Here is a 26971-nt window from a genome sequence, read left to right as displayed (position 1 = left end):
AGGAGTTTATACTTCTACTATATAGGGTGTATGAAAAATCATTACAACTATTAACCTACTTTAAAAAACTATAGTTGAATTAGTATTGTAAAACTCACAATTGTTTATTAAGAATCGTTTCCGAAGAGTTTAGACAGTCGTTTCGTTATCTCACTATCAATCTAACGTTTTATCGTCCTCCTATAACTCTTATAAACATGAAAGTACGTTTCTGAATAACTGGAGAAAAGATGCTTTTCTAATCAAATAGAAGCGCCCGAAGATACAATTTCATTCGCTATAGTGAACATTATCTATTTTTCTTTATTTCCATTTCCACTAGTGTAAAGAATATCAACTTTTCATCCTTCATTACAGATCCCTTAATCAACAGACGGTTTTATTACTATTTTAACTTTGAGTACTGCACGGTATATTGAATCAGTGGAAGGCAGTGAAGGTTCATCGCTCACACCACGAATAGCGTCCGCCTATAACGGAAATCAGCTGTATTAATGATTCTTTCCAGTCCAGTCAGCCATGTTATCACGCTACATTTTTATATACTTTCTTATCTTTGGACATAAACTCCAGTCCTCAACAGTGCTTGCTTTAAAGAACTAAAAGTAGAAATATTGCCAAAATCTACTCCTAACTGGATGGAAGCCTGTGCCACTTCAGGTCGAATACCTGATAGAGAAGTTTTAATGCCTAGCAATTGAAGTACATCTATTAGGTGAAACATTTCATTTGCTACCATTGTGTCCATAAACGTGACGGAAGAAATATCTATGAAAAGCTTATTTATACCAACTTCTACGCATTTATAGGGCACATCTTCCAATAAAGATCTCGCCCTAGTTGTATCAATCTCACCGATAACAGGCAATACTCCAACACCATCCAAGATTGGGATAATTGGAATACTTAATTCATTTATCAAATCTTGTTGAGCATTTAATCTATTGTTAGATAGTTCATAATACCTTGAAGAAAAGCTATGAATAAGCTGATCAAATGCTGTATTAAATAAGCGACTCCATTTTAGTATGTGGGTATTGTTTACTTCATCTAAGTGATCATTTGCAAAGTGCTCCACATAAAACCATATTGTTTCACGAGTTTTATTTAAAGCCTGTATGACGTCATGAATAGGAGTATTATGTTCAATTCTACTTTTCGCTACTGTCTCTGCCCATAATAGAAGCTGCTCCTGAAAGCCATTCTCTTCCTCCAAAAAAGCATAGGCCACTGTCCTAATAGTCAAAGCATGCTGTTCCAACAATACTTGATCTATCTCTGGATTTGGATTATTAGAATAAAAAGAACCATCAAAATCACTTTTTGCGGTAAACCATTTACTCGTAATATTACCTGAGTTTTCAAGAATGTAATCATAAAGTTCTTGATCAATCGATGCCATTTTTTCCGCCAACTTTCTTTGAAATCTATTCTACTAATAATATTATAATAGTATGTCCCTGTGTAAAAAACTATTCTGACACTTTTCGACAATTAAGTTTTTAACGTGCATCCTGAATTTTGTAGAATTGTATGATGCACAGGGGTCTTTTTACAAAACTCACAATACTCAGCATTTGTTTTCTCTAGGGGGTGTGGAAGATACTCCTTTAAAACATCACGTTTAAGAAACTTTGGAGCTTTTTTACTTTCTTCAAAGTAAAAGGGGTAAGAGCTATATGGGTACCACTCAAGGCGATTGACTAATGGTTGTTTGGTGTTTATAGGGTTCCGGTGTATATATATACTAACAGCTAATAACCCCGAATACGATTTCACTTCTTTTGCAAAATATCTACTTTGATAAATTCGCCCGACATGATTATATCTTTTGGAATAGGATGAAGTATATCTTCGGTTGATGTGTGCCATGATTTTACTTAAAGATTCACTTTCTGTCTTCATCAACAAATGATAATGATTGGTCATAAAACAGTAGGCTAGGAGATGAAAGGGATATTGATCGTGGGCATATTCGAAGATTCTCATGAGCTCTAACATATCTCGGTGTGAACCAAAAATAGGTAGTCGATTGTTTCCGCGCATGATGACATGATAATACGAATCCGGGTTTAAATTTCTTTTTCTTGTCAATTTTATACCTCGCTTTTCTTAGATTTATAGAATTATGATTTGAAAGGTTATTGTTTTAGGGAAAGTAATCTTCGAGGGAGTGAGATTGGGTGTCTTCATACAAGTGTAATGAAAGGTAAACTAATTGTCTATAGTTTTCTGAATATTACACTGCACAGGGACATCAAAAATACCCCCTCCATCTCACAGACAGAAGAGAGTATTAATTGTAGTTAAATATCAGAATTGTTTGCTACACAGGGCAGTCAAAGACTTTCTAATTTCATCCACTGAAAGTCCATTTGACTCCAGCAGCTCTTCATCCGTCCCGCACCCCAAAAACCTGTCTGGAACCCCTATTCTAACAACTTTCTTAGGTAATTCTTCAGATAAAATTTCCGAAACAATGCTACCTAGTCCACCACGTATATAATGTTCTTCCACTGTTACAACTAGTGGAACTTTTCTAGCAGCGTCTATTAACAGTTTTTTATCGAAGGGTTTTAGCGTTGGAAAGTGTAGATGGGCAATTGAAACACCTTCCATTTGTTTGATAACCTCGGTAACACGGAAGGTCGTGCTCCCGGTGGTAACTAGTAAGACTTCTGTTCCTTCCGCTAGGGTTTTACCTTTTCCAATTTCAAAATCAGAATCAGGTAGAAAGGAAGGAATCGTTTCATCTCTAGTTAGCCTTAAATACATAGGTCCAGCTGTTTTATGCATAGCTTTCATAGCGGAGACCGTTTCACTGGGGTCGCTTGGGGCAATGACAGTCATATTTGGAATTGTTGTCATAATGGCTATATCATCTAGAGAGTGGTGTGTTTTACCAGTGTTGCTCGTCAACAATCCGCTATAACTGCCAACTAGCTTTACATCAAAATTAGTCTGGGCAACACTAACAACAATTTGGTCTAATGCTCTTTTCGTTAAGAAAGTGGCAAAGCTACACACCCAAGGCTGAAATCCTACTGAAGCTAGACCAGCTGCCACGCCTACCATATTCTGTTCTGCAATCCCCATTTGTAAAAAGGAATCTACTGTTTCTTTCTCTATAGAATCTAGACGAGTCGAGTTTCCAAGATCCCCATCTAAAGCAAGAACTCTAGAATCTTCTTTTGCAATTTTCGCCAATTGCTTTCCAAATTGGTCCCGTACATTTATCGACATCTGCTTTACTCTTCCCCCTCTAGTTCAGTTAAAGCCATTTGATATTCCTCATCATTAGGGGCTTTTGAATGCCAGACATAATTATTTTCCATGAAACGAACACCTTTACCTTTTGTTGTGTTTGCAATAATCGCTTTAGGACGACCATTCAAGCTACCTTTCACCTCAGTCAGCACTGCTATTAAATCCTCCATGCTATGTCCGTCTACTTCCCATGTTTCAAAGCCAAAGCTTTCAAACTTTCTTTTTCCATAACGCTCTGGGTCCATTCTTTTCTTACCATTTTTCCACCCATATTGCTGCAGTCCGTTTTGATCCATAATAACAATCAGATTATCTAACTTATATTTTTCCGCGATATTTGCCGCTTCCCAAATTTGGCCCTCCTGTGATTCCCCATCTCCAATCAAACAATAAACACGGAAATCCTTTTTCAGCCTCTTCGCACCAATAGCCATACCAACCGCCGCTGATAAACCTTGTCCCAAAGAGCCTGTAGACATATCCAACGCATCTAGTTTGGTCATATCCGGATGTGCCTGTAGTCGTGACTCGTACTGATCAAAAGTTTTCAATTCTTCTTCGGAAATGTATCCTCTCAATGCAAGCGTAGCATAAAGTCCCAAAGCCGTATGACCTTTTGAAAGAACAAAACGATCCCTATCCTCCCATTTTGGACAAGAAGGATCTATAGATAATTGATGGAAAAATAGACTAACTAATATATCCGCACATGATAGCGAACCACCAACATGTCCCTGTTTTTTATAATAAGCAGTGGATAAAATCCTTTTTCTGAGCACTGTAGCTGTAAGCTTTAATTGTTCAATCGATATCAATAAGTACCTCTCCTCATAAAATAAAACTTCAATCAGCTTAGGATAATTCATCCACCGCTGACTTAAAAAATGAACTCAGGCAAATAACGCCGTATCGTGCGGCAATGCCTGAGTTATTAACATTCTGATAATCTAAGGCTCCTAGGAAGCAAGTCTCCTTTATTAGGCAAGTCGCGTGGAGATTTTCGTCTAGGTTCTAGGCGAGCAGTTATCTCATAATTAAACTTGTTGCATAAGGCCATATCTTGATCTGGAAGTATTACGACGCATAGGATGTACTAGTTAGTGGCGATATTGTAACAAGAAGTTGCAACATCAGCCTGCAAGTTAATGCGTGTCACAATTAGGAATTCTCCCTTCCCCCCAGAAGGTCACCTAATAACTTTTAACTAAATAAACTTGTAATGAATCCAATAATAATTCCGATTACACCAAAGTCCGAATCACCAAATGTTGTGTTAGCAAAGCCGAGCTCTCCCAAAACTGGTAATAAAAATGCTGGTAAGAAGCTGATCAAAACACCATTTACAAATCCACCTGCAGCAGCACCAATTCGACCTCCTGTTGCATTACCAAATACTCCGGCACCCGCTCCTGTAAAGAAGTGAGGAACAAGACCTGGGATGATCAGCGGCAATGATAATACACCTAACAACGCCATACTTATAAGACCACCTGCAAAACTAAAAAGGAAACCAATCATTACAGCAGTAGGAGCAAATGGGAAGACAATTGGTATATCTAGTGCAGGTTTTGCACCAGGGACAAGTTTATCTGCAATCCCTTTAAAAGCTGGAACGATTTCATTTAGAATCATACGTACACCGAGTAAAATAATACTCAAACCAGCAGCAAATGTAATACCTTGCATGATACTAAACATAATAAAATTTTGATCTCCGGAGAAACTAGATACAACATCTGAACCTGCTAAAACAGCTATTATAATGAAGATAGCTACCATTGTTAAAGCAGTAGATATTAATGAATCCTTCAGAAATGCCCATTTCTCAGAGATTTTAATATCCTCTGTGGACTTCGCTTTATTGCCAAACCATTTCCCTATTAAACCAGCAGAAATATAACCAAACGTTCCAAAGTGACCAATCGCAATATCGTCATTCCCAGTTACCTGTCTCATAAATGGTTGACCGAGCGCTGGCATTAAAACCATGAAAAAGCCAAGTAATATGGAGCCGACAATAACTAAAGTAGCTCCCTCCATGCCAGATGTTCCTAAAACGGCAGATAATAAAGCAGCCATAAAAAATGTATGATGCCCAGTTAAAAATATATATTTCCAAGGCGTAAAGCGTGCAAATAAAATATTCGCAACGAATCCAAATCCCATAATAAGTGCTGTTTCCGTCCCAAACATTTGTTGTGCAATAGCGACAACCGCTTCATTATTCGGAATCACACCTTGAATATTAAAGGCCTCTTCAATAATTCCGCCTAAAGAATCTAAAGAACCTACAATCACTCCAGCACCTGCGCCTAAAATAAGAAAACCTATAATACTTTTAAGCGTACCTGACATTACTTTTGTAGTAGCAGCACGCTGAGCAACAAGTCCAACAAATACTATTAAACCAACTAACACAGCAGGAATGCTTAAAATTTCATTCATTAAGAATTCAAAAAAAGCCATACTCGATCCCCCTTATGTGTTTAATACTGACTCCAATGCACCTCTTATTTCATTTGCATCCGCAATATTTTTCACACTAACAACCTTTACTTTTCCGCCCTCCAATTGTTTAGCAAATTCTTCATTAGTGAAGATAAAATCTGCGTAAATACTAGAAGCAGTAGTAAAATCTGCAGTTTCTACATCTGCTGTAATGCCTTTTTCCTTTAAAATTTTTTCGATTGTCATTTTTAACATCATGCTAGATCCAAAACCCATTCCGCATACTGCTAGTATTTTCATGGCTAATGCTCCTCTTTGTCATTAAATAGCTGTAGAATTTCGTCATTCTCTGTTGCATTTTTTAATCTTTCCAGCGTATCCGCTTCGGAAATCACCTCCGCTATTTTTTGTAAAATGTAAATATGTGATTCACTATTTAAAGCGGCCAAGCCGATTAATACCTTAAACTCTCTACCGGGTGCAAAAGCAACCTCTTCTTTTAAAACAACAATACTAATTCCTTCTTGGATAACCCCATCTTCCGGACGAGCATGAGGCATGGCAACACCAGGTGCTATTAAGATATATGGCCCAAGTTCTTGAATATTACTGATCATTGCATCTACATATGTGACTTCTACTTTTCCCGTTTTCACAAGTATTTCTCCGCAAATACGTATAGCAACTTGCCAGTCCTTCGCTATAACATCTAGCAATATTCCTTCTTCTTCTAGTAGTCTACGATTCAATTTTTTTCTCCTTTGTTGCTTTTCGTATTATATGCATGTTTGAGTTTGAACATGAGAGTGGCAACCTTATCTCTTAGATAGTAAAAGATCTTCTGCACTTTTTTACCCAAGTATGCGTAGACTAGAATTGTTTGCTACACAGGGACAGAAACATACCACTTTTTTGTCGAAAAAAATAGGAATTCCCAATTTTTTTGATTTTTTTATAGATAAAAGTCCCTCAAATATATTTATCTGCTATAATTATTATCAGATACATATGATGTAAAATAATGAAAAGCAGTTATTTGCTACCATATGTGGAATTGAAAGGAAGGTTTTAAATGAAGAAAAGTATATGGATTATCGCAATTATTTCTTTTTTTGTGTTGGCTGGAGGAGCATCTGCTTTTTTCCTAGTGAGCAAAACACCTAAAGAGCAATATTTCTATTCGGAGGTTAAGACAATTCAACATATCCAAGAACTTGTCGAAACACGCTATGAAAATGAGACCGAATGGGCAAAATACGGTACAACTAAAGTTATCGATAGCACATATGATTTATCGGGTGAATATCAAGATGATACTAATCCTGAAATAGAACAAGTGGTAAATAACTCTAATATTGCAATGCGAATTGCAAGTGATCCAAATAAGAAAGAGGTAGAAGCTGAGATCAATGCAACGATTCTCGGCGTGGATGTTGACCCTATTAAAGGCTATATTACAACGGAAGAAATTATTTTAGGGCTTCCTTTTTATGATCAATTACTTCAATTGAAGGATAAAGATTATGGAAACTTAATGCGCGCTATAGATCCAAGTTATGTAGGTAGTGAAAAACTTGGTCTAGAAAATTTCTTAGGTAAAGATAACGTTTTATCCGAGGAGAATATCGAATATCTAAAAGAAGAATACATGATGTATCTATATGAATCATTACCGGAGGAATCATTTACAACATCAAAAGAAAAAATTGATGTAAATGGGAAATCGATTAAAGCAGAAAAAGTATCTATGGCGCTTTCAGAAGCTGAAGTGAAGAAGATTTTAACAGATGTACTTAAAAAAGCACAAAAAGATACAAAATTCAAAAAAATGGTTGAGGATTACTTGGAGAGTTCGTTTGAACAGTTTACTGCTACCGGTATGCCAAACGAAACATTTGAATTTGATGAAGTAATGGAAGATCTAATTAGCTCAGTAGATGAAATTGACCTACCTGATGGTATAAAATCTACTATTTGGCAAGATGCAGATTTAATCGTTAAAAGGGATATTAATATAGAAATAGCAGACCTAGGTAAATTAGAAATTGCTGGCACACAATTACTAGAAGACTCAGCACAAAATTGGAATTATACAATTAGTATGGATGATGAGCCACTACACTTTACAGGAGACCTTACCGCTACCAAAGATGGCACTTATAAGGATGAAATCTCCTTCTTAGATGATAACAAAGTTGGTCTAGTCTATAACGGTGAAGAAAAAGTATCAGGTGATGATAGAACATTCGAACGTAAATTTGCACTAGAGGATGATTACCAACCAATGGAGTTTTTATGGAGTGGAAATTCAAGCTATAAAAAAGACTCTATGCAAGCAAAGCATGAATTCTCGATTGAGTTAGATAGCAATTCAAGCGCTATTATAAATATTAGCGAAGAAAGTAAGATTATTAAAAAAGTGAATGTTCCATCAGATTCAGAGAAAATGGTGAATATCGGAACAATGGATGCCGAATCACTACAACAATTAATGATGGAAGATATTTACCCTGAATTGGAACGCTGGGGAATGAACATAACAGAACAACTCGAACAGGAATTATATTAATAATACCTAATTAAAAGAAATGAGTGGATGCATCTTGATCGATTTGAAAAAGATTGCCTTCTTTACGACTCAATATGGAAAAAGTATTCAGAAGAAGTGGAAATCACTTCTTCTGCTTTTTCTTTTCCCTATTTTTCTGCTAGTTTCAACGCTTGGAATCGTTGCCTCCCTTTTTGTACCGTCGGCTAAAGAAACTATTTCCATTGCTTTTGTGGATGAAGACCAAACTGAAGAAACGAAAATATTACTGGAATTCATGACCCTTTCTTTAGATAAAGAAGAAGCCATTGAAATAATCTCTATGTCAAAAGAGACTGCAGATTATAAAATAGAGAACAATGAAATAAGTACATACATACTATTCCCTAAGGAGTTTACTAAAAAGCTGTATAAAGGAAAGTCTGTCTCCCTAACGATTGTAGGAAATCCTTCTCGAACAGTAGATAGCTTCATTGTAAAAGAATTAGCAGAAAGTATGACACGTTACATTTCTTCAGCTCAAGCTAATATTCTAACAGTCTATGATTATGCAAGTAATGCTTATATTCCAGAAGAAGAATTAGAAGGACTTATCTTTGAAACATTTATTGAATTTACTTTATATACATTAGGAAGCGGGCAAATATTAGACGAAGAAGTAATCACCAATATAACAACAACTTCCCCTACGAATTATTATGTAGTAGCTGGTTGGTTTATTGCATTTAGTATATGGCTATTCGGAAGCTATTCATTGTTAAGAAAAGAGACACATGTCGCCTTGAGAATACGTTGGAAGTTACTTGGAGTAACATACTGGCATACGAATGTTTCGCAAATAATTGTTGCACTCTTAGTAAGCATGTTATTTGCTACTGTTACTTTAATACCGATTGTTAAATACTTTGCGGTCGAGTTATTTATATTAGATTATTTCCGTCTATTTCTGTTTATTTTATTGTATGGATGGCTTTTATTAGTTAGTTTATCGTTAGTTGATCTATGGATTTCATCTAAAAGAGTAGGATTACTCCTTCAATTTTTCCTGATATTAATGTTGATTGTTTCAAGTGGAGCATTCATTCCTACTATTTATTTTCCTTTATTGTTGAAAAATCTACTTCCATTTTTCTTTTCTTTTGAAGTCTTCCGATGGATTGTAGATATTGTGTTAGTTGGACGAAACTACGCAGACTTTACCCTACTAGGAATTCAATCGTTCGTGGGACTGATACTGTTGTGGATCTCTACACAGTGGAAGGATAGGTGGAAATGATGAAAGGTATTTTAGCGATACAAGCGATGAGGCTGCGTAAGGAATGGAAAGTTTTATTAGCCTGGCTTATACTACCTCTTGTTTTCACTGTAATGACTTTCAGTGCGGTAAATAAATTTGGCGATGAGTCAAAGGTACCAATTGGACTAGTAATAGAAGATGAATCTGTCCTTTCTGATGCTTTAGTTCAACGTATTATGAATACAGATTATTTACAAGTTAATAGACTAGACCTTCAAAAAGCTAATGATCTATTAGAAAAACATGAGCTCGATAGTGTTTATGTCATTAAGGAAGGATACGAGAAAGATATTGTAAGTAATCGTCGTTCTCAGCTTATTGAGGCATATTCATCCAATAGGTCATTTGCTTACTTTGCTGTTGCAGAAACGATTAGCTCATATGTTCAAGAAGAAGCAACACGTACTAAAGCCTCTACGGAAATTAAAAAGTTATATGAAAAGTATGGCTCCAGTGAAGAATGGAATATAGAAGAAATTTTCAAAACGAGTAAAGAAAAACAGGAAAAGAAACAGCTAATTACGACAAGCTTTTCCTTCCAATGGACACCAACTGAAACAGAAATTGAAAGTAGCTCCCTTCTATCTGTATGGGGAATATGGGCTTTTTTCCAAATCATTGCTACATTATTTATTTTTGATTGGATAGTGAAAGCAAATAGTATACAAATAAGGGTGCGATGGACATTTACTAAAATGTCGTTAAATAGCTATATATCCTGGAATTTATTGTTCTATACGGTTTTATTATTTTTTATGGATATAGTCACTCTATCTATTCTTCACTTTCTAGATTTAGCAACTCCAAATGTACGATTAATCATTGCGCTACTTGGTTTCCGGATCACAATAAATATGCTAGCTGCTTTACTTGCTAGAAACTATACTAATAGTTTCTTCTATTATATTAGTTCCATTGCAATCTCCCTTATCCTTACAATATGTGGGGGGGCATTTATCCCAATAGATTCTATTATAAGAAGATGGCCATGGATAGATTCTTTCAGTCCGGTTTATTCATTGTTACATGGTAGCATCGCTTATGCATTTTTAACATTCATTATTGTTATAACAATAGTTAAAGGAGGTAGTCAGCGTGTTGCAAGTAAATTCCCTACAAAAAAGCTATCATAAACAAAAAATATTAAACGATGTAAACCTTATAGTGAAACCTGGTGAAGTTGTCGGGTTAGTTGGAGAAAACGGAGCAGGTAAATCAACTCTATTGGAAATTTTAGCTACTGTGCAACCACAATCTAATGGCAGTATTATATTAGAGGATAAATCTTATTCAAAAGATATTAAAAACATCCGTAAGATTATAGGTTATGTCCCTCAAGAAATTTCTTTATGGGAGGAATTCACTGTAGCAGAAAACTTCATGTTCTTTGAAAAGCTTTCCTGGAAAAGAAGATCAGTAGAAGAATGCAAACAGCTCTGCCTTGATATGCAACTAAACAAATGGGATGAACCAGTGGATTCATTATCCGGTGGAATGAAAAGAAAACTAAATCTAGCAATCAGTCTTATTCATGACCCCATTTTAATCCTTCTCGATGAGCCAACTGTAGGTATCGATATGAAATCTAAAGAAGAGATTGGAAACTATTTGGTTAAATTGGCAAAAAACGAAGGGAAAATGATAATTTATACGTCTCACGATATGAGCGAAATTACTTCTTTTTGCGATCGTATATACTGCTTAGGAAAAGATCCATTCTACGCTGATTTACTAAAGTCTAGAGGCATTGCTGTGGAAGAACTGGTATAAGAGGGAGTTCCTTGTCTGGGTTCCGGAGAGTGTCCCTGTGTAAGACACAACTTCAACACTATTCTGAATTGTTTTTCACAAAGGGACGAAAATGGTGCGGGCTGTGACTAAAACACCTAAGGCATAAAGTATTGAGAGCTCCTACTCAATATGCCCGCCTAAAACCTCTAATTAAAAAATCGTACACATTTTGTGATTAAATCTAACTACCCTAAATATAATATAACTGCACAATTTTCTTTAAAACCTTTAAGTAAACTATATTATAATAATTCCATAATTGTTTGCTACACAAGGACAATCACAAAAAGCTCGTTCATCAATTTCTTGATGAACGAGCTTGGTCTTATTATGAATAAATCTAAAGAAAAGCAAATTGTAGCGTATTGTCAGAATAGTGTAGAATTGTTTCTTACACAGGGGCGTTTCCTAAGAAGAAAACAGGAAAGAAAAAAAGCGTAATCCTAATAGGACTACGCTTTCTTCCTTCCCTAATAGGGAATACACTCGGAAAATTTGTATGTTGCTTAGTTAAACCGTAACTGACAATTTTAACATTCATCTCGTCAGTGCAGTTATGTCGTCTAATAGGAATCCATCAGACATTAAAGTGCACTTCCACAAAAAACTTTTTTTTCACTTTCAGGTAAAACACGTTGGATAGAAACCTAAATATATCGGTTCCCAACGAGAGTACCTTTCGTCAGTAAAGCAAATTTTCCGCCAAGGCTGTGCAAATCATCCATTGAAGTCTCTTGTAAACTCATAGTTTACCAGTCCCTTCCTACGGTAGTTCCGCCTTGTACTATTTATATACCCCGCTAAAAAGTAATTAAACATCCATTATTAAATTTTTTTTCAAACTTTTTTATGGAAGTTAAGAAAGTTTTTTCATCCATCTCCTACAGTATTATAACTTGCTTTATTAATTCGTAATGCCTCCTGTTCGGTGTGCTTACTTTTCCCTCTTATAAATAGGGCAGAACCTTTTCTCGTTAAGTCCTGAATTGTCTTAGATTTTACACAGGAACGACTTTGTGTTTCCGAGCAAAATAATTCGACATGATAGCTCCAAGCGTCAAGTTGATGACCATATTCACTACTGCTGGAACGGCTGCAAGCGAACTCACATGCTCTAAAGCCAAAGTAGCTGCCAGTGCAGTATTGCAAATTCCAGTTTGAAATAAAATTGAACGTGCCGCTGCTTCCCCTACCTTAAGCACTTTCGCTAAGTAATAGCCACCAAACATCGGAATGGATACCTGAAGTAAAACTGCAAAGGCAATGAGTGGCAGTAGATGTAAATTTTCCTCAAGGGAAGACTGTGCACTTGATATAACCGAAACAATAATTAAAAACAAGGCTAGCTGAGAGAGAATAGATGTATAAGGTTTCACCCTATTGACGCTATGGCTGAATTTCCATTGTAAAAAAACTCCTAAAAATAAGGGAATAAAAACGATATAAATAATATTTAAAAAAATTGACCAAAACTCAATGGGAATAAGCTGACCTGCAAATAGTTGAGTTAAAGAAGGTGTTAGTACTGGAGATATTATGGTATCTAAAGTGGCCATCGTAATACTTAATGCTACATCTCCTCCTGCTATAAAAGAGAATAAATTAGCTGATGTACCACTAGGAACTGTTCCAGATAGAATAACCCCAATAGCTACTTCTGGATAGTCCCCCAAAAATAAGAAAGCCACTCCAATAGATACCCCAACCATTACAGTCCACTTTAGGATTATTCCAATAAGGGCATTTTTAGGGTGTTTAATCGCGGCGATAAGTTGTGTAGTAGCAAGTTGCATACCCATTAACAGGAAAATTGCGCCAAGACCAAATCCTGTCCAACCTCGAAACCCTCGAAAAGCATCGGGGAAAAAATATGCAATACAAGCCAGTGTCACAATCCAAAAAGGCAAAAAACGCGAAATAATCGAAGCAATAAATTTCAAAGAGTACACCACCCTATACTAAACTAACGGTTTCTCCTAACAAACTGAGTATCGCTAATTCTATTATCATTACATTCCAAAAAAATTCATAAATGTGCAAGTGCCTTTGTATTTTTCTTATTCCTAAAAAACCTGTGCTATAAAAGCACAGGTTCATTTATACTTTTTTATAAAGATAAGCCCCATTTTCGACTCGATCCAATTCAACAGTATCTCCAATCGATACATCGCCCATTAAGCGGCCAGTAACCTTAGCAGTTGTATTCATCAGCTGTACCAATACCACATTATATGGAGCAATTTCTGCAAACTCAACGGGTGGAACATGGATTTTTGTGAAACTATATATTGTTCCATGGTCAGAAATCTCTTGCTCTTGTATATCTGAGGTACCACAACTCGGACAGTATATACGTTTTACAACTGTGTCATGCCCGCAGCAAGTATAAACTTTCATGTAATCACAACCTTTCCAAGATATGAACAGCTGAGTACGAGCCTGTCCCACCTAAATTTTGTGCGAGTGCAATTCTTGCACCCTTTACTTGGTTTGGAGCAGTGCCATTAAGCTGATGAACGAGCTGATAAATCTGAGAAAGCCCCGTCGCTCCAATTGGATGACCTCTAGATAACAACCCACCACTTGTATTAACTGGTTTCTTGCCTCCAGGTTTCGTATGTCCAGCTTCTACTGCTTTCCAACCTTCGAGTCTTTTGAAAAATCCTAGTTCCTCTATAGCAATGATTTCTGTCATGGAGAAACAATCATGAATTTCAATAACATCGATATCCTCAGGACCTAACCCTGCCTTTTCGTATGCACGTCTTCCCGATTCCCCAATTGCAGGAATAGATAGCAATTCTGCTGCATCCTGCATTTGGGTAGGACCTGATACAAGTGCAGAAGCCCGTACATGGATACTACTTGGTTTCCTAGAAATGACTATCGCTGCTGCCCCATCAGTCATAGGAGAACAGTCGAATAATCCTAAAGGCTCGGTAATTAGACGAGCATTCATAATTTCTTCGATGGATGTTGCTTTCTGGAATTGAGCAAGTGGATTATTAAGTGCATTTTCTCGATTTTTCAAAGCGACCATTGCTAAATGTTCCTTGGTTGCTCCAGTTTCATGGAAATATCTATGAGCAAGTACGCCGAAAAACCCTGGGAATGTAAGTCCTGCATGCTTTTCATTTGAATCGGTATCCATAGCTGCATTAATAGCCTGCGTTACATCTGGAGTATTTGCATGCTTCATTTTTTCTACGCCCGCTACTAAAACTGTATCGTATTCTCCACTCATTACCCCTAGTATTCCTTGACGTAGTGCGATACCACCTGATGCACAGGCACCCTCTACTTTTGCAGTAGGAATATAACCAAGGCCTAGGTCATTTGCGACGATTGCACCTAATATTTCCTGATTACTCATGCTACCCGCAAGAAAATTCCCTACAAACACTGCGTCAATTTTAGGTCTACCTGCTGCTTCTAGTGCCTGACGACTTGCATCTAATAACAAACTTTTTAAGGTTCTGTCCGAATGATTTCCGAATTTCGTCATCCCCACACCGTGTATATATGTTTTTGTCATCCTTACACTCCTACATGTTGTGACTTCAATTCACGTTTCAATATCTTTCCATATGAACTCTTAGGTAGCACATCTACAATGTGTATTTCTTTTGGCTTTTTGAAACTTGCTAAATGATCCATACACAAGGCTAGCAATTCAGTTTCCTCGACTCCAACAGTACCATTTAAGACGACATAAGCAGCGATATTCTCTCCCCACTTTTCATCTTCCACACCAATTACGCATGTTTCTTTCACTCCTGGATGCAGATTTAAAACTTCTTCTACTTCACGGGGATAAATATTAACTCCCCCCGATATAATAACGTCTTTCTTACGATCGACTATATGTAAAAATCCTAATGCATCTCTCCAACCCAAATCTCCTGTATACAGCCACCCATCTACTAGTGTCTCGTCTGTTGCTTTTTTATTGTTCCAATAACCCTTCATGACTAATGAACCTTTGCAAATAATTTCACCGACTTCTCCTTGTGCAACTTCCTCGTTTTCATCATTGACAATTTTCATATCAACAAAGGGACCGATTTTCCCGCATGACTCGAGTCTATTCGGGAGCTCATGGCGAGGCATCATTGTTATGCACATTGGAGCCTCCACCTGTCCATAGGTTTCCACAAAAATGGTTCCTGCTTTATCCAATGCTTCCTTTAGCTTAGTCGAAGCAATAGGAGAACCCGCCATATTAATGGATTTAAGGGTTTCTAGTTTTGTTGCATCAAATGCTGGATCCTGTATCATCAGATTCACCATCGTCGGCACCATGAAGATAATACTGACTTGATCTTCTTTTAAATGATTCAAAAATTGATCTGATTCAAATTTATCGTAGACAACTTGTGTTAAACCATATAACCAGGCAACATGACTTAGAAAATTACTGCCATGTGTCAATGGCGCAACATGCCCAATGATATCCGAATAATCTACATTACAGACTTGTGATAATGATAGCGAACCAGCGATCATATTTCGATGACTCAACATTACCCCCTTTGGACTACCAGTCGTACCTGATGTATACATAATGGCAAATATATCATCTTCATCTACCTGCTCCAAAAATACTTGTCCATAATGTTCTTTAATAACCTTTTCATACTTTTCCCCTACAGTTAGCTGTGGAAGATTTCCACTAAGTGTAGACAATAGCTCCTCTTCTCCGATAAGTAGGGAAACAGTTGCATCATTTATCATATAGTCCAATTCTTTGAAATGAAGACGGTAGTTAAGAGGTACCTTTATAATTCCGGCATGTGCAAGTGCTACATCCAATTCAATATGCTCTGCTCGATTTTTCATTAATACCGCTACACGATCTCCTTTTTGGATACCTTGCGCATGAAAGTATGCAGATAAAGCTAGGGTTCTTTCTTTAAATTCCTTATAGGTGAATGAACGATCTTTGTCCTTCACTGCAACCTTATCTGGATTGGCATCTGCAGCCTTTAAAGCCAACTTACTTATTGTCTCCATTTAAAAGCCCACCTTTCGAAAATTGAAATACTGGCATTCCCCAAATCTCATCTTCTTTTCGTTGCATTACTACGTCCTCTAACGGGAAAATAATATACTCAATCGTTACAGCTACTGGATTTTCATCTTCTAAGAAATGTCCTCCACTAATAACAGAATCACAGTCTACAAATACACCATGCATGTGAATATCCGTTTTGCCCTGTTCATCGTATCCGACAAATCCTGTTGCAGATAATAATTCTACAGGGGAATGCGTACACTTTTTGGCGGAATATTTAATCCGACCTTGCGTTCCATCACGCTCAACCTGAACATAAGTAGCATATTGCAATGACCCAATACATTGAAAGTGAGCAGCCTTTACTCCATGCTCCTGGCAAATCTCTTTAATACCTTTGAAAAGATCTATATCTTTTGTCAGACGCCCTACGATTCTCTGAGTTGTAGTGTCATAGACGGATTGAAGGGGAACCTTAACCAATACTGTAACCTCCATCCACTTTCAATACTTGAGAAGTTGAATAGCTAGCTGCTCTGGAGGAAAAATATAATACTGCCTCTGCAATATCGTCTGGTGTTCCCATTCGATCAATAACCTGGTCAGATGTATCGTAGGCAATTCCTGCAGTAATCCCTGTAGCTACAGCACCTGGTGCTACCGAATTACATGTAATACCGTACTTGCCTACTTCTTTTGCAATCCATTTCGTAAGAGCAATAACCCCTCCTTTAGAAGCAGAATATGCTGGACCAGAACGACCATTCTTTTCTCCACCGGAAACGACTCCGCCATTTATTCCAGAGATGGAGCTAATATTGACAATGCGTCCATAATTGGCATCGCGCATATGTGGATAAACACATGCCTGACTAAACAAGAAAGTTGCTTTTAAATTGGTATCTAAATCACGATCCCACATGTCGACAGTCATATCTTCTAAATCGAGTCGACTACATGTACCTGCATTATTAACCAAAATATGTATTTCACCAAATTTTTCAATCGTCCTTGCAACGGTTGCTTGGACAAAATCTTTATCTCGAATATCTCCTAAGCACTCTAAGTAAACAGAATCCCCTAACTGAGCAATTGTTTTTTCACATGAATTCAAATCAACAAGAACTACATTTGCTCCTTCTTTAGCGAGCTGTATAGCAACAGCCTGACCGATCCCACTAGCTGCACCAGTGATAATAGCTACTTCTTTTGAAAATTTCATCCCTTATTTCCCCCTTTATTTTACATTCATTAGATCAGGTAAAAACGTTGATATGGCTGGAACAAATGTGATTAACATTAAAACGATAATAGCCGCCACTATAAATGGTAGTACCCCTCTTGATATACCAATAATATTCGTCTTAGATATACCTGCCGCTACATATAGGTTGAGTCCTACTGGTGGTGTAAAAAGACCGATTGCCAAATTGACTGTCATGAATACACCAAACACGGTTGGATCCATATCTATGAAAAGCATGATTGGCAGTAATATAGGAACGAATATATAATAAGCTGAAATTGCATCGATAAAAGCACCTGCGATTAAAAGCAATACATTTATCAATAAAAGAATGACAACTGGATTACTCGAAATCGATAAAATCATATCACTCATATCACGAGCAATTTGTTCTGTTGTAATTATGTAAGCAAATACCGATGCAGCACTAACGATAATCATTACGACTGCAGTTTGAAGAGAAGCGTCTACAAAAATACGATACATGCTCTTGAAAAGATTTTTTCTTAATACAAATAAGCCAACGATTAAGCCGTAGACTACCGCAACTACAGCGGCTTCCGTAGGAGTGAAAAATCCACCATATATTCCTCCCAAAATGATGAAAGGAATAAATAAGCCCGGCAATGCCCTAACAAATGCTTGCCATCTTTCTTTACCAGAAGCTTTTTGAACTACAGCCTCATCAGCATGAAAAATGCCTTTTTTCTCTTCCTTACGACGCACGTAGAATGCAGCAACAATGAATGCTAACCCCATAAGCAAGCCAGGAATTACTCCTGCTAAAAAAAGACGGTTTATCGTAATAGGAATCTGATCACCAGCCACTACAGCAAAAACGATGAATGCAATACTAGGTGGGATAATGATACCAATTGCCCCTGAGCTCGCAACCAATGCTCCAGCTGTTTCTTTGGTATAACCACTTTTAACCATTGCTGGTATGAGAATACCACCAATTGCTGCTACAGTTGCCGGACCAGATCCCGATATAGCTGCAAAGAAAACAGCCACTAACACAGTTACAAGAACAATGCCACCTTTTCTATGACCAACCATAGCCTGTGCAAATTCTATTAAACGTTTGGAAATCCCTACATGATCCATAATAACTCCAGCTAATATAAAGAATGGAATGGCCAGTAAGGTAAATTTCGCTACACTTGTGTACATAATATCCGTGACCGCTTCTAAACCGTACAACCCATTTGACGACACTAATACGATTAATGATGAGATCCCAAGTGAAATCGCAATAGGTACACGAAGGAAAATCAGTACAAAGAATGCTCCAAATAACAGTAAGGCAATCATAGTTGCTCTCCTTCCTTAGATGTAGATGCCTGGTCCTTTAGCTGCCATTCCTGCCATCCAACTTGTATTGTGCGCACGATACATAAAATTGCCCCAATTGGAAGTGACAAAGTCATCACCCATGTTGGCCATCCAAGTGCAGGTGTTTTCTGCCCCATATCCATTTGAAATAAAATCGTCTGAATTCCATACCAGAACAGGACTCCAAATAGAACTAATCCACAAATTGTTGAAATGGCAATCATACTGCGTTTCAAAACTTTTCCACCTAGATCATATAAAAGTGTAAAGCCAAGGTGTGAGTAATTACGCACACCCATGGCAGTACCTACAAAAGTAAGAAGGACAAAGAGGTTAATAGTCAATTCCTCTGTAAAAGACAGAGATATCTGAGCAAAATTTCTAGAAATAATATTAGCAAAAGCAATAATTGTCATTGCTAGTAATGCTAAGACTAGAATAATTTCTTCTACTTTATTAAGGATTTTCATCCGACAACCTCCTTATCTCTTTTGGAAAGCTTCCAGTAATTCAGCACCCCATATATCTTTGTATTTATCGTATAGTGGTTGTACTTCTTCTTTAAATGCAGCAAGCTCTTCGTCAGTCGGCTCATAGAACTGCATACCACTAGCTTTTAATTCTTCAATTTGGGTTGCTTCTTTTTCACGTGCCTGCTCAACTTGATATGCTGCCGCTTCTTTCCCTAGTCGATCAAAAAGCTCTTTGTCCGAATCACTTAACGAATCGTATAGTTTCTTGTTCATCCCAAGCACTAGTGGATCATACGAATAGTTCCACAGTGTCATGTAATCTTGTACTTCATTTAGCTTAGATGAATAAATAACGTCTATAGGATTTTCCTGACCATCAATCGTTCCTTGCTGTAATGCAGTAAATACCTCGGAGAAAGTCATCGTTACTGGGTCAGTACCAAGTTCACGGTATAAATCTGTATACATCGTAATTCCTGGTATACGAAGCTTCAGTCCTTTAATATCCTCCGGACCTTTTACTTCACGTACACTATTAGTTAGTTGACGGAAACCGTTTTCTCCATATCCTAAAGCCTGTACTCCTTTTTCAGCTAATACTTTTTTCAGTTGATCTCCACCATCTCCGTTAAATACCGCATCTGCTTCGTCTAAATTGTTAAAAAGAAAGGGTGCTGAAGCAACACCGAAACGTTCATCCAAAATGGAGTAAATGATGGTTGAGTTGAAAGTTAAATCAATAGTTCCTTTTGAGAGTCCCTCTACTGCTTTACCAGAATCTCCTCCAGATAACTGTTCATTAGCAAATAGTTCTAAATTAATACGACCATCACTTTCTTCTGCTAGGTCCTTTTTTAGCTTTTCTGCAGCTTCATACCAAGTAGAAGACTCAGAAACTGTTACCGACATCTTTAAGTTATACTCCTTATCCTCCGCAGAAGATTCCTCTCCTCCACATGCTCCTAAAAGTAGAACTGCTGATAACCCGATTGTCGTAAAGATGGAACGTTTTAATTTTTTCATTTCCTTACACCCCTTTTTTATAATTGATCATTGATTCGTATAAAAAATCAACGATATGTACAGCCTCCATTTGATCAGATAAACCTTCTTTTTCAATACCAACCTTCATTTGAAGTAAGCAGCCTGGATTGGAAGTCACTATTTTCATAGGTGCGACTTCTATCACCCCTTTCATCTTTTGGGTTAGAATTTTATTCGACATTTCAGGTTGCAATATATTATAAATTCCCGCGGAACCACAACAGCCTGCTGCATTTGGCATTTCCTGAAACTGATAACCAGGTGCTGCTTGTAGTAAGGCTCGTGGTTCCCTCCAAACTCCATTCACATTGCGCAAATGACAAGAGTCTTGATATGTAACAATTGCCGTTGATTCATTTTTACTTTGTGGAAGCATTTCCACCATTCCTAATTTCACTAATAGAGATGAAATATCAATAATCTTTTTTGAAAATTTTACTGCATCTTCTGTACCGAGTAATTTCCCGTATTCACTTAGAAACGCTCCGCAGCCTCCTGCATTTTGAACAATATAATCATAGTCATCATGATCGAATGCTCGTATATTTTTCTCCGCGTTACGCTTTGCTTTCGGCACCTCACCACTATGACCATGAAGTGCACCACAGCATTGTTGCCCAGAAGGTATCTCTACTTCCACATCTAACATATTTAAAAGTTCGATAGTTCTCTGATTAGTTTGTTGAAACATTGTATCCATGAGACAGCCTGTGAAAAATGCTACTTTTGTTGAAATAGCTGTTGTTTCCCTTTTAGGCTTTTTTAAAGAAATTTTAGGTAGGACTGCCTCCATCTCTTTAAGCTGAGTGGAGAAAAGATCCATAAATCCAATTTTACGAGCGACTTTTTGGATACCAGTTGCCTGATATAAAGCAATCAGCTTCACTGTACCTGTCATTAGCCTCTGATCTGCAAACAGGCCATCAAACGTTACTTTTCTAATTGCCTTTTCTTTCAGAGTGGTAGGTTTTGCATCTTTAATGGCATGTCTTGTCTCCTCTATTAACGTTCCATATTGAACTCCTGCTGGACAAGCCGGCTCACAAGCACGACAACCAAGACAGACATCAAAAGCTTCCTCCACTGACCCATCCCACTTCACAACACCATCTCTCACTGCCTTCATTAAAGCGATTCGACCGCGTGGGGAGTGTGTTTCATCTTGCCCAGTCATAATATAAGTAGGGCAGGCTGGTAAACAAAAACCGCAACGCATACAGTCCATTAGCAAATCCTCTTGTACGTACTCCTGAAAGCTTTTCTGCATCCGCTCTGCGAGTGCGCTAGCCATACTGCACCACCACCCTTGGTTTTGTAGATTTAGCAAACAACTTCCCAGGATTGCATACATTATTCGGGTCAATCGCTTGTTTAATGGACTTCATGAGCGTGATACCTTCTAACCCTATCTTCCATTCCAAGTAGGGAGATTTCATCTCTCCTACACCGTGTTCTCCAGTAATCGTTCCTCCTAGTGCAATTGCAGCTTCAAATATTTCAGCAAAGGCAGCATCTACCCTTTGCATTTCTTCTTCATCTCGTATATCTGTTAAACAGGTGGGATGTAAGTTGCCATCTCCCGCATGACCAAAGGTGTAAATCTCAACATGGTGCCTTTCTGCAATTCTTTGAATCTCACGAACCATCTCAGCTAGTTCAGAGCGGGGAACCGTAGCATCCTCTAAAATCGTAGTCGGTCGTTTCCGTGCAAGTGCTGACAGTGCACTTCGTCTTCCAGCTTTTAAACGAAGAGCTTCTTCCGTGGAATTTGCAATAGCAGAAGAGGTTGCCCCATTCTTCTTTGCAATTTCAATCATTTTGGCAACATCGGAACTAACTGTCTCTGCTGCTCCATCCTGTTCCATTAATAACATCGCTTCTGCGTCGGTTGGCAAGCCAAGACCCATGAATAACTCCACTGCATCCATTGTTCCTCGGTCCATAAACTCAAGCGTAGCCGGTATAATTTTTGCAGCTATAATTTCCGAAACCGTAGAAGCAGCAGCTTCTAGTGAGTGGAAGTAGGCAATCCCTGTTTTCTGTGTCTGTGGTAGTGGTATTAGTTTTAGAATTATTTCTGTAATAACTCCTAAAGTCCCCTCTGCTCCAACAAGTAAAGAAGTCAAATCATAACCAGCTACATCCTTCGCCAATTTACCACCGGTTTTAATAATGTCCCCATTCGGTAACACAGCTTTCAGTCCCATGACATAATCCTTCGTTACTCCATACTTGAGTCCTCGAAGACCGCCTGAATTTTCGCTAACATTCCCTCCGATGGTGGAAATTTTCATACTGCTCGGATCAGGAGGATAAAATAACCCTCGTTCTTCTACATAATTACAAAGATCCAGTGTTATAATGCCTGGTTGTACATTGATGCACAAATTAGCTTCATCAAAATCTATTATTTGGTTCATTCGATTAAAAAGAAGTACAATTCCTCCATTAGTAGGCACAGTACCAGCTGCTAAATTTGTACCGGAACCACGTGGCACTATTGGAACAAGATACTTCTGGCAGACAAGCATAATTTTTTGAATTTCTTCTGTAGAAGCGGGGGATACAACAGCATCCGGTAATGACTGGAAACCAGCAGCTGCATCATAGCTATAGCTTGTAAGATGTGCAGCAGATGTCTTTATATTTGCATCTCCTACTATTCCTCGAATTTCATCTATCCACAGCAATATTTATTCCCTCCTCTGCGATATCTTTGATAGCGCTTACAAGAATTCTACAAAACTACGAGTTGTTTTAAAATGTCCAATCATCCAATAATTCTGAATATACTGATGTTTATTTTTGTCCATTTGGACAAAGAAAAATCTTCGCTACTCTGATAATTAGAGCTAGTTACTTGTTTTACGGATCGAAAAAAATTTTCGTCAGAGTCATAAAGGTAAACTACATAATTACCACAAAAAAACCATGAATCGAATTCATGGTTTTTGCATCTGTATGAAGAATTTAATCTACCTTTGTCATGGAGATTAAATTCGTTTATAAAGTCTATAAGCAGTATAGATCTCAGCTAGATGTGCTCGATTAGACAATTGCATAGAAAGCATACTTTCAATTTTGGATAACCGATATTTCAAGGTATTCTTATGTATAAATAATTTATCTGCAATTTCCTGAAGACTTCCATTATCATTAAAATAACAATCTAGAGTATCTAAGAGCTCCAAATCCTCTAAAATGGGCTTAATCGTTCTACTCAAAAAAGTATGGATGCTTTCATCCGAAAGATCATAGTATAAAAGTTCCAATTTAAGGTCTTCCTCAAAAACGATATTTTTCTGTCGGATAGAAATGTTAATAGCGGTCTGCGCCTGTAAAAATGAGGTTTTTAAGTCTCCTTGCTGACCTACTCCAATCGGTTGAAAATCTCCGTATATCTTCATTAACCGTATCTCCATCTTCTCAAAGGATGAAATCAGATGATTTTTCTCTACCTCTGGTATAAAAAAGATTAGTTGCCCTAACCCAGACCGGACGATCATTAAATCTGGATGAATGGTTTGGTTATTCTTCATACGCTCTACTATTTCTTTATCAATATACTGACTTCCCTGCAAGATAGCTATGCGGCAAAATTTTTCGATGGGAAACCCTAATAATTTTGCTTTTTTCTTCGTCTCTGTGTCAGACAGCTCCTTTAAAAAATAATCGGAGACAAAATACTCCAGTTCCCTGACTGATCGTTCCCTTTGTTGACGAGACAAAAAATCAGTTATAAAAAGTTCTACTACCTTCCGAACAAGCTTTGCATACTTTTCCACTGTTTTAGGTGTACCTGTTATCCCAATAACGCCAATAGCCTTATCTTCAATAACAATCGGCATAACCATACCTGGCCGAACACCTCTTAACTCCTTACTCATTTCTTCCGTCATATGTAATTGTTTAAGACTTTTAATTGATATTGAAGCCCCTTCATGAAACGAATTCAACCGCTGAGGATCTGTACTAGCTATGATGAATCCCGTGCGATCTGTGACTAAAACACTTTGGTCAATAAGCATTGAGAGTTCCTCCACAATTTGCTGCCCTAAAACCTCTAAATTAAACATCTTCAACTCCCCTTTGCGATTAAACTACCTCGCCTATATATTGCATACTACATGAATAATATAATAACACATTTTTTTCTTAATATTTATAATTGTTTGGCACACAGGGACACAAAAAAACACACCCTCCAGTTGAACCTAGAGAGTGTGTGTTCGAGGTGCCCCTGTGTAAGACACAATTTTAACACTATTCTGAATTATTTCTTACACAGGGAGCGAATTGTAGTTAACTTTCAGAATTGTTCCCTGCACAGGGACGTAATCCTTTCTATCAATTCGATAATTTGCTCCGTCTCCTCTATCGGTACTGGTGATACTCCAGTTTCAAAGAAATGCACGACTTGCTCGATTAGTCCTGCGTAGTAAGGCTTCTCTTCTTCCCATAATCGTAGGGAATGAACGCTTTCCTTTGAATGAAGTATTGCTCCAAAACGATTATGCCAGTCGTTTTCTCCTCTGATGATTACATGTTTTCCACTTGCAAATGTCATATGAATTTGTTCACAATCCGGATATGTTTCTATTTTCATGTGTTTAACTTTCGTACCAAAAATTGTTACAACCATCTCTAGTAAGTGAATTCCATACCAAAAGTATCCTGGCATTTGTTGTTGGCGAGGAGTTGGTCCAAAAAAGTAGCCACTCTCGATTTCTGTATTATTAGCTGCAGCTATGACTGATTCTGAAAATCTTAGGGATGATGAACTCATGACTGGAGTGTGATGAACTTTACTGAGATTAATCAATTCTTTCATTTCGTTGCTGCTCATAACAACTGGTTTATCTATAAAAACCGGTTTACTATAGCTAACTACTTTCTTAAACCAATCTAAGTGGTTTCTTCCATCAACTGTTCCAATGATTACTGCATCGACAACAGTCATTAGCTCTTCAACGTCTTCAACTGGTATTACTCCATATTTACTTGTGACTATTTTATAGTAATTAGGGAAGCGCTCACGACTAATAGGTAAATCCTTAGAATACGTTGGGATAGCATGAGTTATCTTAGCTCCTGCAACATAATGTGAAGCCTGAGAATCATTTAATAACTTCGTGAAAATTTCACTATGTGATGTATCCAACCCTATTAAACCTATTTTCATATACTATTCTCTTCACTATTTAATAGTGTGAAAACCTGGCGTGGTCTACCTCTTCTCGACATTTTCTCTGTTCCAATCACCTCTATTAAAGAAGCATCCAACCAAGATTGAACAATTCTATGAGCACTCCTTGGTGTAATACCCAAAACAGAAGCAAGCTCATGGGCCGTAAATTCATTTTTCTTTTTTCTTCGAATTAGTGCAATCGTCTTTTCTATATTCGCTGCATTCATACCAACTGCTTCAGATTGTTGGATTAAGAGTTGATCTGTCACCGCAAGCGGATATTTCATAGGTGCCGCTATATCAATTGGTCCAAATACACTTCTATCTTCACTAACTATATAACAGCTATCTCCGCCGTTTTCTTGTGCTTGAATAAGTGCTACTCTCGCATGAGAGCCTGCCTCTAATGCAGAAAATCCAAATCCAATACCAATGGATAAGGTTACACCTATCTTCTTCTTCAATTCATCTACAATCGGCAATACTTTATACCCTTCTGTAACTCTTTCAAATATTCCACGATTTGTGACAAACAAATATTCTGTGCTACTTAATGCAGTCAAATAACCGCTCATTTGCTCAGCAAAATGGAGTAACATTCGATATGTAGTATGATTTCTTTTTTGTATTTGCTGCTCTGTCATAAAATCATTTGCTATAGCAGTTGAGTTTTCTATAAAGATTCTTCCTATGATAATTTGCATTTCTTTTTGCTTTCGTTGATTAGTTCCTAATAGCATTCTTTCAATAGACACAATAATATCTTCTTCTGAAGGCTTCAGCCATTCATTTGTAATATTATTATTTGTCAATAATTCACTTACTAATTTCAAGCTTGTAATTACAACCGTAGAAGAACATTTTTCGAAGTTTTCCATATGAAAATTTAGAATCTCGTCCACGTTTTCAAGAGAAACTAAGTTATTGTAGTTATCATAACTAAACGTTTCTTCTACATTTTTTTTTACAATTTCAATATAGTCACTTTGAATTCCATCAAAACTTATATGAGTGAAATTCATTCTATTTTTCATTTTATAAAGTGCTTGGTATAATCCCGCTCCTTTTAACGGTATATAAAATGCTGGAACTTCCATTGGCACCTCTTCTTTAGCGACCAAATATGGAATTCGTCCCGAATAAAATAGACAATCCACTTTATCTCTTAACTCCGCTGTGAATTCTTTTGCTCTATCTATTTCATCAGACAAACGGAAAATCGGTTGTATGGTAGGGAAAAGATTAAAGCAGCGAACAAGCGTATCATAAATCCAAGTCGGACCAATTACTCCTACCTTTATATGAGATTTCATATCCTCT

25 protein-coding genes are annotated in these 26971 nt (G+C 37.3%); 4 read left to right on the top strand and 21 right to left on the bottom strand.

Annotated features, from left to right (window positions below):
* Nucleotides 1-550: 550 nt before the first annotated feature.
* From ACQCPR_RS04255 to ACQCPR_RS04225, 7 genes are all read right to left on the bottom strand, one after another.
* Nucleotides 551-1402: an STAS domain-containing protein gene (locus ACQCPR_RS04255; protein WP_090565318.1), complete on the bottom strand. Its 852-nt coding sequence runs from the start codon at nucleotides 1400-1402 to the stop codon at nucleotides 551-553.
* A gap of 92 nt (nucleotides 1403-1494) precedes the next feature.
* On the bottom strand, nucleotides 1495-2094 hold the full coding sequence (locus ACQCPR_RS04250) for a transposase (RefSeq protein ID WP_427138286.1): 600 nt from the start codon (nucleotides 2092-2094) through the stop codon (nucleotides 1495-1497).
* Nucleotides 2095-2313: 219 nt separating this feature from the next.
* Nucleotides 2314-3243 carry a transketolase family protein gene (locus ACQCPR_RS04245; protein ID WP_427138285.1) on the bottom strand — a complete coding sequence of 310 codons (930 nt, stop codon included), beginning with the start codon at nucleotides 3241-3243 and terminating at the stop codon, nucleotides 2314-2316.
* Nucleotides 3244-3248: 5 nt separating this feature from the next.
* Entirely contained in the window at nucleotides 3249-4082 is an 834-nt protein-coding gene (locus ACQCPR_RS04240) for a transketolase (RefSeq protein WP_427138284.1), read from the bottom strand.
* 385 nt (nucleotides 4083-4467) lie between these two features.
* Nucleotides 4468-5733 carry a PTS ascorbate transporter subunit IIC gene (locus tag ACQCPR_RS04235; RefSeq protein ID WP_427138283.1) on the bottom strand — a complete coding sequence of 422 codons (1266 nt, stop codon included), beginning with the start codon at nucleotides 5731-5733 and terminating at the stop codon, nucleotides 4468-4470.
* A gap of 12 nt (nucleotides 5734-5745) precedes the next feature.
* Entirely contained in the window at nucleotides 5746-6015 is a 270-nt protein-coding gene (locus ACQCPR_RS04230; protein WP_090565328.1) for a PTS sugar transporter subunit IIB, read from the bottom strand.
* Between the two features lie 2 nt (nucleotides 6016-6017).
* Nucleotides 6018-6464 carry a PTS sugar transporter subunit IIA gene (locus ACQCPR_RS04225; RefSeq protein ID WP_090565330.1) on the bottom strand — a complete coding sequence of 149 codons (447 nt, stop codon included), beginning with the start codon at nucleotides 6462-6464 and terminating at the stop codon, nucleotides 6018-6020.
* A 323-nt stretch (nucleotides 6465-6787) separates the two neighbouring features.
* Between ACQCPR_RS04225 and ACQCPR_RS04220 the strand changes: the two genes are divergently transcribed.
* The 4 genes from ACQCPR_RS04220 to ACQCPR_RS04205 are packed head-to-tail and all read left to right on the top strand — an operon-like array spanning nucleotide 6788 to nucleotide 11330.
* Nucleotides 6788-8284, top strand: a complete 1497-nt coding sequence (locus tag ACQCPR_RS04220; RefSeq protein WP_090565332.1) for a DUF6583 family protein — start codon at nucleotides 6788-6790, stop codon at nucleotides 8282-8284.
* A 34-nt stretch (nucleotides 8285-8318) separates the two neighbouring features.
* Complete coding sequence (locus ACQCPR_RS04215; protein ID WP_427138282.1) at nucleotides 8319-9539, top strand: ABC transporter permease; 1221 nt, start codon at nucleotides 8319-8321, stop codon at nucleotides 9537-9539.
* Nucleotides 9536-10693, top strand: a complete 1158-nt coding sequence (locus ACQCPR_RS04210) for an ABC transporter permease (protein WP_427138281.1) — start codon at nucleotides 9536-9538, stop codon at nucleotides 10691-10693. Before ACQCPR_RS04215 ends, ACQCPR_RS04210 begins: the two co-directional genes overlap by 4 nt.
* Complete coding sequence (locus tag ACQCPR_RS04205) at nucleotides 10656-11330, top strand: ABC transporter ATP-binding protein (protein ID WP_427138280.1); 675 nt, start codon at nucleotides 10656-10658, stop codon at nucleotides 11328-11330. Before ACQCPR_RS04210 ends, ACQCPR_RS04205 begins: the two co-directional genes overlap by 38 nt.
* A 1019-nt stretch (nucleotides 11331-12349) precedes the next feature.
* Here ACQCPR_RS04205 and ACQCPR_RS04200 read toward each other — a convergent pair.
* The 14 genes from ACQCPR_RS04200 to ACQCPR_RS04135 form a co-directional block, all read right to left on the bottom strand.
* A complete protein-coding gene (locus ACQCPR_RS04200; RefSeq protein ID WP_427138279.1) occupies nucleotides 12350-13291 on the bottom strand; it encodes a bile acid:sodium symporter family protein in 942 nt (313 codons plus the stop codon).
* Between the two features lie 157 nt (nucleotides 13292-13448).
* A complete protein-coding gene (locus ACQCPR_RS04195) occupies nucleotides 13449-13748 on the bottom strand; it encodes a Zn-ribbon domain-containing OB-fold protein (RefSeq protein WP_090565362.1) in 300 nt (99 codons plus the stop codon).
* A 4-nt stretch (nucleotides 13749-13752) separates the two neighbouring features.
* Nucleotides 13753-14886 carry a thiolase C-terminal domain-containing protein gene (locus ACQCPR_RS04190; protein ID WP_090565364.1) on the bottom strand — a complete coding sequence of 378 codons (1134 nt, stop codon included), beginning with the start codon at nucleotides 14884-14886 and terminating at the stop codon, nucleotides 13753-13755.
* A gap of 2 nt (nucleotides 14887-14888) precedes the next feature.
* Nucleotides 14889-16364: a class I adenylate-forming enzyme family protein gene (locus ACQCPR_RS04185; protein WP_427138278.1), complete on the bottom strand. Its 1476-nt coding sequence runs from the start codon at nucleotides 16362-16364 to the stop codon at nucleotides 14889-14891.
* Nucleotides 16348-16848 (bottom strand): PPC domain-containing DNA-binding protein, encoded by a 501-nt coding sequence (locus ACQCPR_RS04180; RefSeq protein ID WP_241595343.1) that lies wholly within the window; start codon nucleotides 16846-16848, stop codon nucleotides 16348-16350. Before ACQCPR_RS04180 ends, ACQCPR_RS04185 begins: the two co-directional genes overlap by 17 nt.
* Nucleotides 16841-17587, bottom strand: a complete 747-nt coding sequence (locus tag ACQCPR_RS04175; protein ID WP_090565370.1) for an SDR family NAD(P)-dependent oxidoreductase — start codon at nucleotides 17585-17587, stop codon at nucleotides 16841-16843. Before ACQCPR_RS04175 ends, ACQCPR_RS04180 begins: the two co-directional genes overlap by 8 nt.
* Nucleotides 17588-17602: 15 nt before the next feature.
* Nucleotides 17603-18925: a TRAP transporter large permease gene (locus ACQCPR_RS04170; RefSeq protein ID WP_427138277.1), complete on the bottom strand. Its 1323-nt coding sequence runs from the start codon at nucleotides 18923-18925 to the stop codon at nucleotides 17603-17605.
* Nucleotides 18922-19416, bottom strand: a complete 495-nt coding sequence (locus ACQCPR_RS04165) for a TRAP transporter small permease (RefSeq protein ID WP_093493996.1) — start codon at nucleotides 19414-19416, stop codon at nucleotides 18922-18924. The genes ACQCPR_RS04170 and ACQCPR_RS04165 overlap by 4 nt, the downstream gene beginning before the upstream one ends.
* Nucleotides 19417-19428: 12 nt before the next feature.
* Complete coding sequence (locus tag ACQCPR_RS04160) at nucleotides 19429-20442, bottom strand: DctP family TRAP transporter solute-binding subunit (protein WP_090565375.1); 1014 nt, start codon at nucleotides 20440-20442, stop codon at nucleotides 19429-19431.
* A gap of 4 nt (nucleotides 20443-20446) precedes the next feature.
* The gene (locus tag ACQCPR_RS04155; protein ID WP_427138276.1) at nucleotides 20447-21754 is read right to left on the bottom strand and encodes a (Fe-S)-binding protein; all 1308 of its coding nucleotides are present in this window, start codon (nucleotides 21752-21754) and stop codon (nucleotides 20447-20449) included.
* Nucleotides 21747-23144 carry an FAD-linked oxidase C-terminal domain-containing protein gene (locus ACQCPR_RS04150; protein WP_427138905.1) on the bottom strand — a complete coding sequence of 466 codons (1398 nt, stop codon included), beginning with the start codon at nucleotides 23142-23144 and terminating at the stop codon, nucleotides 21747-21749. Before ACQCPR_RS04150 ends, ACQCPR_RS04155 begins: the two co-directional genes overlap by 8 nt.
* 312 nt (nucleotides 23145-23456) lie before the next feature.
* The gene (locus ACQCPR_RS04145; protein ID WP_090565382.1) at nucleotides 23457-24539 is read right to left on the bottom strand and encodes a CdaR family transcriptional regulator; all 1083 of its coding nucleotides are present in this window, start codon (nucleotides 24537-24539) and stop codon (nucleotides 23457-23459) included.
* Between the two features lie 233 nt (nucleotides 24540-24772).
* Nucleotides 24773-25645 (bottom strand): Gfo/Idh/MocA family oxidoreductase, encoded by an 873-nt coding sequence (locus ACQCPR_RS04140; protein ID WP_427138275.1) that lies wholly within the window; start codon nucleotides 25643-25645, stop codon nucleotides 24773-24775.
* Nucleotides 25642-26964 (bottom strand): hypothetical protein, encoded by a 1323-nt coding sequence (locus ACQCPR_RS04135; protein WP_427138274.1) that lies wholly within the window; start codon nucleotides 26962-26964, stop codon nucleotides 25642-25644. The genes ACQCPR_RS04140 and ACQCPR_RS04135 overlap by 4 nt, the downstream gene beginning before the upstream one ends.
* Between the last annotated feature and the right edge of the window lie 7 nt (nucleotides 26965-26971).

Source organism: Psychrobacillus psychrodurans, assembly GCF_050209195.1.
Classification (GTDB): Bacteria; Bacillota; Bacilli; order Bacillales_A; family Planococcaceae; genus Psychrobacillus; species Psychrobacillus psychrodurans.
Note: the sequence above shows the minus strand (reverse complement) of the source record. Positions and strands in the feature narration are given on the sequence as shown.

What these genes read in the sequence shown, in the direction of transcription:
- ACQCPR_RS04160 (WP_090565375.1), bottom strand. Translation starts at nt 20,442, where the DNA reads ATGAAAAAATTAAAACGTTCCATCTTTACGACAATCGGGTTATCAGCA.
- ACQCPR_RS04185 (WP_427138278.1), bottom strand. Translation starts at nt 16,364, where the DNA reads ATGGAGACAATAAGTAAGTTGGCTTTAAAGGCTGCAGATGCCAATCCA.
- ACQCPR_RS04135 (WP_427138274.1), bottom strand. Translation starts at nt 26,964, where the DNA reads ATGAAATCTCATATAAAGGTAGGAGTAATTGGTCCGACTTGGATTTAT.
- ACQCPR_RS04175 (WP_090565370.1), bottom strand. Translation starts at nt 17,587, where the DNA reads ATGAAATTTTCAAAAGAAGTAGCTATTATCACTGGTGCAGCTAGTGGG.
- ACQCPR_RS04195 (WP_090565362.1), bottom strand. Translation starts at nt 13,748, where the DNA reads ATGAAAGTTTATACTTGCTGCGGGCATGACACAGTTGTAAAACGTATA.
- ACQCPR_RS04220 (WP_090565332.1), top strand. Translation starts at nt 6,788, where the DNA reads ATGAAGAAAAGTATATGGATTATCGCAATTATTTCTTTTTTTGTGTTG.
- ACQCPR_RS04155 (WP_427138276.1), bottom strand. Translation starts at nt 21,754, where the DNA reads ATGGCTAGCGCACTCGCAGAGCGGATGCAGAAAAGCTTTCAGGAGTAC.
- ACQCPR_RS04210 (WP_427138281.1), top strand. Translation starts at nt 9,536, where the DNA reads ATGATGAAAGGTATTTTAGCGATACAAGCGATGAGGCTGCGTAAGGAA.
- ACQCPR_RS04245 (WP_427138285.1), bottom strand. Translation starts at nt 3,243, where the DNA reads ATGTCGATAAATGTACGGGACCAATTTGGAAAGCAATTGGCGAAAATT.
- ACQCPR_RS04230 (WP_090565328.1), bottom strand. Translation starts at nt 6,015, where the DNA reads ATGAAAATACTAGCAGTATGCGGAATGGGTTTTGGATCTAGCATGATG.
- ACQCPR_RS04165 (WP_093493996.1), bottom strand. Translation starts at nt 19,416, where the DNA reads ATGAAAATCCTTAATAAAGTAGAAGAAATTATTCTAGTCTTAGCATTA.
- ACQCPR_RS04140 (WP_427138275.1), bottom strand. Translation starts at nt 25,645, where the DNA reads ATGAAAATAGGTTTAATAGGGTTGGATACATCACATAGTGAAATTTTC.
- ACQCPR_RS04235 (WP_427138283.1), bottom strand. Translation starts at nt 5,733, where the DNA reads ATGGCTTTTTTTGAATTCTTAATGAATGAAATTTTAAGCATTCCTGCT.
- ACQCPR_RS04170 (WP_427138277.1), bottom strand. Translation starts at nt 18,925, where the DNA reads ATGATTGCCTTACTGTTATTTGGAGCATTCTTTGTACTGATTTTCCTT.
- ACQCPR_RS04190 (WP_090565364.1), bottom strand. Translation starts at nt 14,886, where the DNA reads ATGACAAAAACATATATACACGGTGTGGGGATGACGAAATTCGGAAAT.
- ACQCPR_RS04255 (WP_090565318.1), bottom strand. Translation starts at nt 1,402, where the DNA reads ATGGCATCGATTGATCAAGAACTTTATGATTACATTCTTGAAAACTCA.
- ACQCPR_RS04145 (WP_090565382.1), bottom strand. Translation starts at nt 24,539, where the DNA reads ATGTTTAATTTAGAGGTTTTAGGGCAGCAAATTGTGGAGGAACTCTCA.